Annotated in this window: 7 protein-coding genes; all 7 read right to left on the bottom strand. The window is 68.5% G+C overall.

The features are described 5' to 3' along the window. Positions 1-126: 126 nt before the first annotated feature. Entirely contained in the window at positions 127-1,065 is a 939-nt protein-coding gene (locus FND50_RS12205) for an HAD family phosphatase (protein ID WP_144285944.1), read from the bottom strand. A gap of 13 nt (positions 1,066-1,078) precedes the next feature. Further along, entirely contained in the window at positions 1,079-3,436 is a 2,358-nt protein-coding gene (locus tag FND50_RS12200) for an arylsulfatase (RefSeq protein WP_144285943.1), read from the bottom strand. Between the two features lie 108 nt (positions 3,437-3,544). Then, positions 3,545-5,191, bottom strand: a complete 1,647-nt coding sequence (locus FND50_RS12195) for a substrate-binding and VWA domain-containing protein (RefSeq protein WP_144285942.1) — start codon at positions 5,189-5,191, stop codon at positions 3,545-3,547. Positions 5,192-5,342: 151 nt separating this feature from the next. Further along, positions 5,343-6,581: a CdaR family transcriptional regulator gene (locus tag FND50_RS12190; RefSeq protein WP_005263037.1), complete on the bottom strand. Its 1,239-nt coding sequence runs from the start codon at positions 6,579-6,581 to the stop codon at positions 5,343-5,345. Positions 6,582-6,839: 258 nt separating this feature from the next. Then, positions 6,840-7,880 carry an NADP-dependent oxidoreductase gene (locus FND50_RS12185; protein ID WP_144285941.1) on the bottom strand — a complete coding sequence of 347 codons (1,041 nt, stop codon included), beginning with the start codon at positions 7,878-7,880 and terminating at the stop codon, positions 6,840-6,842. A gap of 52 nt (positions 7,881-7,932) precedes the next feature. Next, on the bottom strand, positions 7,933-9,333 hold the full coding sequence (locus FND50_RS12180) for an acyl-CoA synthetase (RefSeq protein WP_144285940.1): 1,401 nt from the start codon (positions 9,331-9,333) through the stop codon (positions 7,933-7,935). Positions 9,334-9,345: 12 nt separating this feature from the next. Then, positions 9,346-10,005, bottom strand: coding sequence for a rhomboid family intramembrane serine protease (locus FND50_RS12175; RefSeq protein WP_144285939.1), 660 nt, complete (start codon positions 10,003-10,005; stop codon positions 9,346-9,348). Between the last annotated feature and the right edge of the window lie 30 nt (positions 10,006-10,035).

The raw sequence follows: 10,035 nt of genomic DNA, 5'->3' as shown, positions 1-10,035 counted from the left end.
AGGGATTTCGCCAGGTGGCGACAGCGATCTGTCCCGACAAGTTTACGCCGCCGCTGTGTCCTGAACTGTCGATTCCCCACCGCCGCAACAACCGCGCGTAGGCAGATCCCATGGCCGTGACAGGAATCATCCGACCTGGTCAGGAAGCGATGGGAACACCGTAGCCCAGTCTTTTTCGATACTCACCACGGTCCAGCGGTTGGCGCCGGCCAGTTCGAGTGCGTGCTCGGCGCCCGCGACGTAGTCGAACTCGCGGGCGGCGTCGTCGTGGCGCAGCAGCAGCCGCAACGACGGCCGGTCCGGTTGCTCCGCGAATTGCAGCATCGGGATGTCCCCGTTGCTGTTTCCCGCCGCCAGCAGGGGCCGTCTGCCGACCCGGTTCCAAATCTGCACCGGCTTCTCGGGTCCGTCGTCGAGGACGTCGGCCTCGGCTCTGCGGACGATCGCGCCCCTGATGCCGTCGTGCTTCCAGATCAGGGACACCCCGCTACCGATGACCCTCTGCCGCGGAATGCCGTACACGTCGTGACTGATCGGCCGCATGAAATCGCGGCCGCCGCCGGAGACGATGTAGTTGCGGAATCCGTTGACGGCCAGGTACGCGAGCAACTCCACCATCGGTGCATAGCTGCACGCCAGGTAGTCCCGGTCGAGGGTGGGATGCCGGGCGGTGCGCAGGAACTGGTCTGCCCCGGCCTCGAACTCCTCGACCGTCACGTCGGCGAACGCGGCCAGCACACCGACGGCGAGCACCGTCACCCCGCTGTCGTCGCCGTGGTAGTGCCGCGTGACGACGTCGTTCAACCAGTCGTAGTCCCGCGTGTAGGCGGCCTGCCAGGGCTGACGGGTGCGAAGTTCCTGATCGTGCTCGGCCATGACGACGAGACGGCGAAGGATGAAGTCGAGTTGGATGGGCATCGGCTTCTCACACCACAGGGTGCCGTCGTTGTCGAAGACCGCGATCCGATCCTCCACGGGGACGTCCTCCTCCGTCACCCGCCCGACGAATCCCAGGACGGCCTCTTTGCCGGCGCCCTCACGCCAGCTCGGAAGGGGCTCCGTCATGGCGTTTCCGCTCTCACTCGCGCGAGAGCATGGCGGCGGCCTCGCGTTCGAGATCGACGTAGGGTTCGCCGCTGACGTCGACGGCTACCCGGTTCAGGGTGCCGCCGGTGAACGCCCAGGGCGCGGTGCCGGGGTAGTCGTCGGTGACGGGTTCCCCGGTGTCGCGGCCGGCGGTGAGACCCTCCCCTGCGATGCTGAACTTGCCGGGCTGAGTTCGGATCCGGCCCTCGCCGACCTTCCGGTCTCTGTAGTACAGGGTCAGCATCCCGTGGGCGGTTCCGGGCGGATCCTCACCGTCCTTGTCGAACGAGGCGGCCAGGAGCAGGTTCTCGCCGGTCGGCAAGTCCTCGGTGGCGCTGATCCGCTGTTCTTCGCTGCCGAGGAAGTTGTAGACATAGTGCAGGCGGTTGTCCTTGACGTACAGGGCGTGCCCACCGAAGCGGCTGCCGTGCGCGAACAGCACACCGGATGCCCCGGGTTCGGGGAGATCGACCAGTGCACCGATCGAGTAGGAGCGGTTGCGGATGTTGACCGCGACCGACTCGGGGACCTCGGCGCCACCTGCGCGGTAGACGTAGCGGTTGCGCGGCGTGGCGAGCTGTGGGCGGGGGGTGGTGAAGATCTCGACCGCCGAGCGGTCGTCGAGGGGCAGCGCCTGGTTGGCGCCGGCCTCGTGGAACCACAGGCCGATCAGCTCGGCGAGCCTCCCGGGCTCCTCGGCGGCGAGATCGTGGAGCTCGGCGCGGTCCACCTGGGTGTGGTACAGCTCCCACGAGTCCTCGGGGAACCGGCCCCAGCCACTGATCGCCGGATGGGTTGTCACGGCCTTCCAACCGTCGTGCCAGATACCCCGGGTGCCGAGCATCGAGTAGAACTGGGTGTGCTTCGCCGTCGGAATGGTGGCCGCGTCGAAGCTGTAGCGCATGCTCACGCCCTGCAGTGGGTGCTGGGTGTACCCCTTCACGGTGTCGGGCAGTTCGATCCCCAGGCAGTCCAGAACGGTCGGGACGAGATCGATGGCGTGGTGGTATTGGTCGCGGGTCTCGCCGCGGGCGGCGATCCCGGCAGGCCACGAGATGATGCACGGGTCGCAGGTGCCGCCGTTGAACGAATACCTCTTCCACATCTTGAACGGGGCGTTGAAGCCCATCGCCCACCCATTCGGGTAGTGGTTGTAGGTTCTGGTGCTGCCGAGCTCGTCGAGCATCTTCAGGTTCTCGGCCAGATCGTCCGGCACGCTGTTGGCGACCTTGTTCTCGTTGACCGAACCGTTGGGTCCGCCCTCACCGCTGGCGCCGTTGTCGGAGACCAGCATGACAATGGTGTTCTCGAGCTGTTCGGTCTCCTCGAGGTAGGCCATCAGGCGCCCGATCTGGTCGTCGCAGTGCGACAGGAACCCCGCGTACACCTCGGCCATCCGGGCGAAGAGCCGCTTCTCGTCGGCGGACAGGGTGTTCCAGGGGCGGGTGAAGTCGAGCGGCGGGAACGGTTGCCCGTCGGGTCCGTTGCGCGTGTCGGGGGTCCCGATCGGGTTCAGCGGGGGCAGTTCGGTGTCCTGCGGGACCAGGCCCAGTTCCTTCTGCCGGGCCAGGGTCTGCTCGCGCAGGGCCTCGTAGCCGTCGTCGAACCGGCCCCGGTAACGGTCGGCCCACTCCCGGGGCACCTGGTGCGGTGCGTGCGCGCAGCCGGGTGCGTAGTACAGGAACACCGGCCGGTCCGGGGCGATCGCCTTGACGTCGTCGAGGTACTGGATGGCCTTGTCGGTGATGTCGACGCTGAAGTGGTAGCCCTCCTCCGGCGTGGCCGGTTGCGGCACGGGGTGGTTGTCGTGGACGAGATCGGGATACCACTGGTTGGTTTCTGCCCCGAGGAAGCCGTAGAAGCGTTCGAAACCGCGGCCGACGGGCCAATTGCGCTTGGTGGAGGCCAGGTTCATCTCGTCCTCGGCACACAGGTGCCACTTGCCGACCATCGCCGTGCTGAACCCCTGCTCGACCAGGACCTCTGCGAGGGTCGCGCACTCCGGGGGAATGTGCCCGTTCGCGCCCGGGAACCCGACCGCCGCCTCACTGATGCACGCCATCCCGTTGGTGGTGTGGTTACGTCCCGTCAGCAGGCAGGATCGCGTCGGGGAGCACAGGGCGGTGGTGTGCCACTGCCCGTAGCGCAGCCCGTTGGCGGCGATCCGGTCGATGTTCGGGGTGTCGATCGGCCCGCCGTAGCAGCCCAGGGCACCGAACCCCACGTCGTCGAGCACGATGTACAGGACGTTCGGCGAACCGGGCGTCGCCTTCGGTTGTTCGTACGGACCCCAGTCCGGGATCGAGTCACGAATATCCAGATTGACGACACCTCTGAACGGCTTGGCCATGACGAGCTCCTCGAATGGGTCCACCCCCGCTTTCCACCAAAGCACGACCGGCAGGCGAATGGCTAGGGGTGCGCTCGAAAAGTCCGACTGTGCCGGAACGGTATTCCGCTAGCTCCGCCCGCGGGCGGCCAACGCGTTGACGAACACGTTGGCGATGTCGGCGGGGTCCTTCGCGACGTAGCTCGATCCTCCGGTCACCCGCGAGATCTCGGCGAGCGTGGCCGCGTCCGCGTCGTCGGTGATGCCGATCGTCACGATGATGACGGGCCGGGCCGGATCCGTCTCACGCTGCAGGATGCTCAGGAGCTGTTCCTTCGTGATGGAGTCCGGATCCTCGTTGGCGCCGTCGGTCAGGATGATCACACTGTTCACGGCGCGCGGATCGTACGTCTCCTGCACCGTCCGGAACGCGGCGAGCGTCGTGTCGTACAGACCGGTGCCGCCGCCGATCAGCGCGTCGACCTTCCCCGCCTGCTGCGCCATCAGCTGGCGCTGCGTGAGACCGTCGACCACCGTGTCGTAGCGGCGGATCGGGACCATCTCCTTGTAGTCCTGCGGTCCCCCACCGAGGCCCTGCGAGAACGCCCACAACCCCGCCGACACGCTGTCCGGGAACATCGCATTGCCGGCGAGTGCGGCATCGACCGTGAGATCCATGCGCGACCGGCTGCCTGCGGGGGTCTCCATCGACCCCGACACGTCGATCGCGACGAGCGTGCGAATGGGTAATGCCATCAACGCCCACCCGCCGAGGGCGTCCTGTAGTGCCGACTCGTCCTCGAGCGCGAGCTTGGTGACCCTGCCGACACCGCGGCCGTCGGCCAGTGGACTCCCGTCGGGTCCGCGGAATCCGTGCTCCGCGAGTACCGCGCGGGCCTCCTCGCCACCGAGAACCGCGGCGACGGCACGTGCCACCTGGGTGGCCTTGTAGTGCCGGTCGGGGGCCGGCGACGTGACGACGAGCGGGAAGTTCATGAAGTTGCTGCCCGTCGGGGGCACCGTCGCGGTGAGCGTGCGCGCGCCGTCACCGTCGGAAAAGTCGAGCACGGACTGTTCGGTGGCCACGGCAACTCCGCCGTTGTCGACGACGCCCTGCAGCATCTCCTCGCCGACGGGCTCGTCCGCGGTGCGTGCACTCTCCTCCTGCGCGAGCGGGACCAGCGCCGCCCGCACCGTCCCCGCGGACACGGGATCGGCCTGGCCCTCGGCGAGTGCCGCGTTGATCGGAGCCTGCGCCGCCCCGGTCACGAGGGGGTTGCCCAGCTGGATGTCCTTGATCTGGAGGGCCGCGAGCCACGTCGGCGCCGTGGGTGCGTCCGCCTCGCGGGACGCCAGGACCACGGGCGACGATGCGATCGAACCCGACATCACCTCGACCGGACCGGCTGCGGTGAGTGCAGCCTTGCCCACCCAGGCGCCGGTGTCGGGGATCCAGAGATCCGGGGCGTCGGTTCCTTTGCCGAGCCGTCCCGCGATGTCGCCGGACGTCGCGCCGCTGACGGCGACGTTCGCGCAGCCCAGGTCGGTGTCCTTCGCCTCGCCGAGAATGCGGCTCAGAGCGGGCACGATGCTCGGGTCGGCGGCGAGCGTGTAGTCGGTGACCTGATCGCAGTCGTCGGCCCAGGAGCGCACCGCCTGAACGACGACGACCACGGAGGCCACGAGACCGATCACGACAGCGGCGCACACCGCGTAGAACCCGGGCGAGCGACCACCGCGCTCCTGCCCCGCGCTCGAATGACGCCCTCCGGCCATCGTCTGCCTCCCTAACATTTCGGTCACGAGACGACCACCGACACACCCGGACCGAATATGATCCGCCCCACATCGTAGCGAACGGTGCAGCGTACGATGCTGCGCTAGTGACGGGGCGGTGCCCTCTTCCGCCTCGGGGGCGACCAGCGAGTCAGCGCTCGGGTTGTGCGACCTCGAGCCGGCGGGCGACGAGCGCGGCCTGGATCTGCCGCAGCCCGGACGGGCGGGTCGGATCGCAGCCCGTCAGCTGCGCCACCCGCTTGAGCCGGTAGTCCACCGTATTGGTGTGAAGGTGCATCTGCTTCGCGGTGCGCTGCCGATTGAGATCGTGACCGATGTGCACCTCGAGCGTTTCGATCAGTTCGGGTGAGCCCTGCAACGGCTCGAGGAGCCGCGCCAGGTGGCTTCTGCCCGGTCCGGGCCGGGTGAGCTGGTATTCGAGCGCCAAATCGTCCATCTCGTAGAGACCCGGTTCCAGCGCCAGCTGATGGGCGAGGTCGAGGAGTTCGTGGACCTGGTCGGCAGCCGCGGGGATACCGGCGGTGCGAACCCGGGTTGCCGTGGCAGTGAGCGGAACTCCGGCGGCCGCTCCGATGCGGTCGAGCAGGGACACCATCCAGGCCCGCTCGGGTGACCCGGGCAGCAACAGCGTTCCACCGTCCGGGCTCAGCGAACAGAGGGCGGCACCACCGGCGGCGTCCGCGAGCTCGATCTGCAACCGGCGGAGCTTCTGCCGGGCGACGACGGTTTTGCGCCGGTGGGTCACGGCCTCCGTGGGATGCGACGGAATCGACAGTCCCAGCACCACGTACTCGTCGGCCAGCTCCACGCCCGCGTGCCGCGCGGCGGTCGCCGCCTTTCTGCCGCTGAGCAGCGCCGTGACGAGATTGACCGCGGCACCGTCACGTTCGCTGTTGACGGCTTCGAGTTCCTCCACGTAGCTGGTCGTGGCGGCGACGGTCACGCATTCGAGCAGGCTGAACATCACCTTCTGGATGACCAGGAGTTCGGGCAGGTCTTCCTCGCGGGCGTTCGAGGCGACGAGGTCGCCGGCCTCCTGGATACCTTCGTGCAGGATGCGGAGTACGAGCTTCAACGGGAATCCCTCGCGGGCCCAGCGCGCGGAACTGTTGCGCACCTCTGCGAGGTCCTCGTCCGTCGGGCTGATGCCCTCGTCGAGCATCTGGATACCGAGGCCGAGGCAGACGATCGTGAAATCCATGACGTCGCTCTGCAGCTGTTCGCCGGGAAGCGAACCGCACGGGGTCACGTTGTCGGCGAAATGCCGGACCAGTTTCTGTGCGACCGTCAGTGTGTCGCGCAGCGGGGCGGAGGCGGGCCTGCCGTCGACGAGGATCTGCGAACCCGGCCCCGAACTATGATTCGTCATAGATCTGATCACTCCCATATGTGGATGACACCGAACTCCCGCACCATCGACATCACGAAAACATAACGAGGGTTCGCTTCTGTCACCGTTGTATCACGACAGAGCCCTGTCCAGGGCGAATACGGGTGATCCGACGTGTACGGCCGTCGTCCGGTCCCGTGTCCGGCGGCGAATCGACCGCCGGTCGAGTCTCGGCTCCGGGCCGAGCGGGGCCCTCCCGGCATCCCCGCGGGTGTGAGGTGCCACAGACCGGGTGTGTCAGTTCTCCTCGGCGACCCGGACCACCAGCTTGCCGAAGTTGCTGCCCCGGAGGAGGCCGATGAACGCCGCAGGCGCATTCTCGAGCCCGTCGACGATGTCCTCGCGGTAGGCGAATCGGCCCTCTCGGATCCACCCGGACACATCACGCTGGAAGTCCGCGTACATCTCGGAGACGAACTCGCGCTGGATGAATCCGCGGATCGTGAGGCTCTTGACCAGCACCCGGGTGAAGAATCCCGGCAGCCGGTCCGGCCCCTCTGGGGCCTCCGTGTCGTTGTACTGCGCGATCAAGCCGCACACGGGAACTCGCGCATACAGGTTGAGCAGCGGCAGCACTGCCGCGGCCACCGCACCGCCGACGTTCTCGAAGTACACGTCGATGCCGTCGGGACACGCGGCGCGCAGTTCCTCGGCGAAGTTCGGGGACCGGTGGTCGACAGCGGCGTCGAATCCGAGTTCGTCCAGCAGGTAGGCACACTTCTCCGGTCCGCCCGCGATCCCGACGGCCCGGGCGCCCTTCAGTTTCGCGATCTGCCCCACCGCCGAGCCGACCGGACCACTGGCCGCCGCGACGACCACCGTCTCACCCGCCTTCGGTTGCCCGATCTTCAACAGGCCGGAGTACGCGGTGAAGCCCGGCATGCCGAGAACTCCGACGGCGGTCGACGGCGGCGCGGCGTCGCGGTCGAGCGTGCGGAGTTGGTTGCCGTCGACCACGGCGTGCGACTGCCAGCCCGCATACCCGAGAACGTAGTCACCGGTTGCGAAATCCGGGTGCCGGGAATCGACCACCTGCCCGACGGTGCCACCGACCATGACCTCGTCGATCTCGACCGGGTCGGCGTAGGACTCCGCCGCACTCATCCGGCCGCGCATGTACGGGTCGAGGGACAGGTAGATGACGCGGACCAGCACCTGACCGTCGGCGGGTTCGGGCAGGTTCACCGCCTCGAGCCGGAAGTTGTCGGCGGTCGGCGCACCGTCCGGCCGTGACGCGAGGACGATTCGGGTGCTCTGAACGATGCTCTCCACACTCACTGTGCGCCTGCCAATCCGTGTCGGGCCGGTATCGTTCGCCAGCCTACCGATTTCAGAACAGTTGCTTCTTCTGCACCTTGCCCATCGCATTGCGCGGAAGCGACTCGACCACCCGGATCTCGCGGGGCCGCTTGTGCACCGACAGTTCGGTGGCCACATGCTCGATCAGCTCGGATTCCGACACATCGTCCCCCACCACGAACGCCACGAGCCGCTGCCCGAGGTCCGGGTCGGGAACGCCGACCACCGCGGCTTCCCGCACACTCGGGTGGCCGAGAAGAGAGGTCTCCACCTCCCCCGCCCCGACCCGGAATCCGCCCGACTTGATGAGGTCCGTGGATTCGCGGCCGACGATGCGGTGGAACCCGTCCGGGTCGATGACGGCGACGTCGCCGGTCTTGAAGAAGCCGTCGTCGGTGAAGGATTCGGCCGTCGCGTCGGGCCGGCCCAGGTAGCCGTCGAAGAGCATCGGGCCCCGCACCTGCAGACCGCCGATGGATTCGCCGTCGTGGGGGACGTCGCCGCCGCGCTCGTCGCGCAGCCGGGTCTCGACGCCGCGGACCGGCACACCGACCCACCCCGGGCGACGCTCGCCGTCGGCCCGGGTGCTGAGCGTGAGCATCGTCTCGCTCATGCCGTACCGCTCGATCGGTGCGAGCCCGGTCAGCTCGTGCAGCTTCTCGAACACCGGCACGGGCAACGGGGCACTGCCCGACACCAGCAGTCGCGCACCCGACAACGCGCGCGCCGACTCGGGGTCGTCGGCGATGCGACTCCACACCGTGGGAACACCGAAGTACATCGTTCCCCGTGCCGCGGCGTAGGCCGCCGGGGTGGGCTTGACCGTGTGGACGAGACGGCTGCCGATACGCAACGGTCCCAGCACACCGAGGATGAGACCGTGGACGTGGAACAGCGGAAGTCCCTGCACCAGTGTGTCGTTGCCGGTCCACTGCCAGGCGTCCGCGAGGGCATCGAGGCCGGCGGCGATGGCCTTCCTGCTGATCAGGACCCCCTTGGGCGGCCCCGTGGTGCCGGAGGTGTAGAGCACGAACGCGATGTCCGACTCGGGCGGCTCCGGGTAGCTGTGCCACGACCGGGCGTGGACGCGGACCGGAACGACGGGCAGGCCCGCCGCGTCCGCGGGCGCCTCGCCCAGCCACGCCTGCGCGGCGGAATCGCGCAGGATGTGCTCGAGTTCGGCGGGGCCGGAATCGGGCGGCACCGGCACCGCGGTCACCCCGGCGATGAGGCAGCCCACGACGGCGAGGACGGTGGTGACGGTGGGGGTGGCGAGGATCGCGACCCGATCCGCGCGTGCCACACGTTCGGCCACGGACGTCGCCGCACCGAGCACGTCGCCGCGCGACAGGGTGGTGTCGCCGATCCGGATGGCGTCGGGAATGTCGTCGCCCTGGGCGACGGCCAGAGGATTCAGAGATCGCAGCAGCACACGGTCAGCTTCTCACAGGGCCCGGACGCGGTCCGGTGGGTCTCCCGGTGGCGGACTGACGGTGGCCAGCGCCGCGCCCAGCAGCGCCCCGGTCAGAACAGCCAGTCCGTGGGCGTCGTCGACGACCACCAGCAGGACACCGGCGACGACGATGCCGCCGCTCGCGGCGAGTGCTCGCCGCTCCTTGGACTGCATCACCACCAGACCGGCGAGGGACGCGGCCAGCGCGAGCGTGGCACCCGAGTTGCCCGCGCCGGGCGACGGGAACAGGAACGCGGTGAACAGGCCGAAGATGATCTGGCTCGCCACGAACAGCAGTACGGCCCGCGCTCCACCCCAGACCCGGACCGCGAGCGGGGCCACCCAGGCGAGAACGAGCAGATTCACCACGGTTCCGGCCAGTCCCCCGTCCTGCACCGCAACCGAGGTGACGATCCGCCACCACTGGTGGTCCCGGATCTGGGTGGGGTCACGCTCGAGGGCGTCGAGGACTGCGGGGGCGACGAACTGCAGCAGCGACGGCACGGCGATCAGCAACCACAACACCACCGCGGTGCGCGGCGGACGGGTGAACCGGACCTCGCCGATGCGCGTCGAACCGAGCAGCGTCGCGAGTACGAGAACGACCGCGAAGAGGACCGCGCTGGTCCATCCCGCGCCAGAAGTCGTCACCGCGAAACTCTACAACGGCGCGCCCTCGCG

The organism is Rhodococcus sp. WB9 (assembly GCF_007558985.1).
In the GTDB taxonomy this organism is placed as follows: Bacteria; Actinomycetota; Actinomycetes; order Mycobacteriales; family Mycobacteriaceae; genus Rhodococcus_F; species Rhodococcus_F opacus.
This window is presented reverse-complemented; position numbering and strand designations above follow the sequence as displayed.

Bases quoted from the DNA above. Each gene is read 5' to 3' on its own strand.
- FND50_RS12205 (WP_144285944.1), bottom strand. From the start codon at position 1,065: ATGACGGAGCCCCTTCCGAGCTGGCGTGAGGGCGCCGGCAAAGAGGCC.
- FND50_RS12200 (WP_144285943.1), bottom strand. From the start codon at position 3,436: ATGGCCAAGCCGTTCAGAGGTGTCGTCAATCTGGATATTCGTGACTCG.
- FND50_RS12195 (WP_144285942.1), bottom strand. From the start codon at position 5,191: ATGGCCGGAGGGCGTCATTCGAGCGCGGGGCAGGAGCGCGGTGGTCGC.
- FND50_RS12190 (WP_005263037.1), bottom strand. From the start codon at position 6,581: ATGACGAATCATAGTTCGGGGCCGGGTTCGCAGATCCTCGTCGACGGC.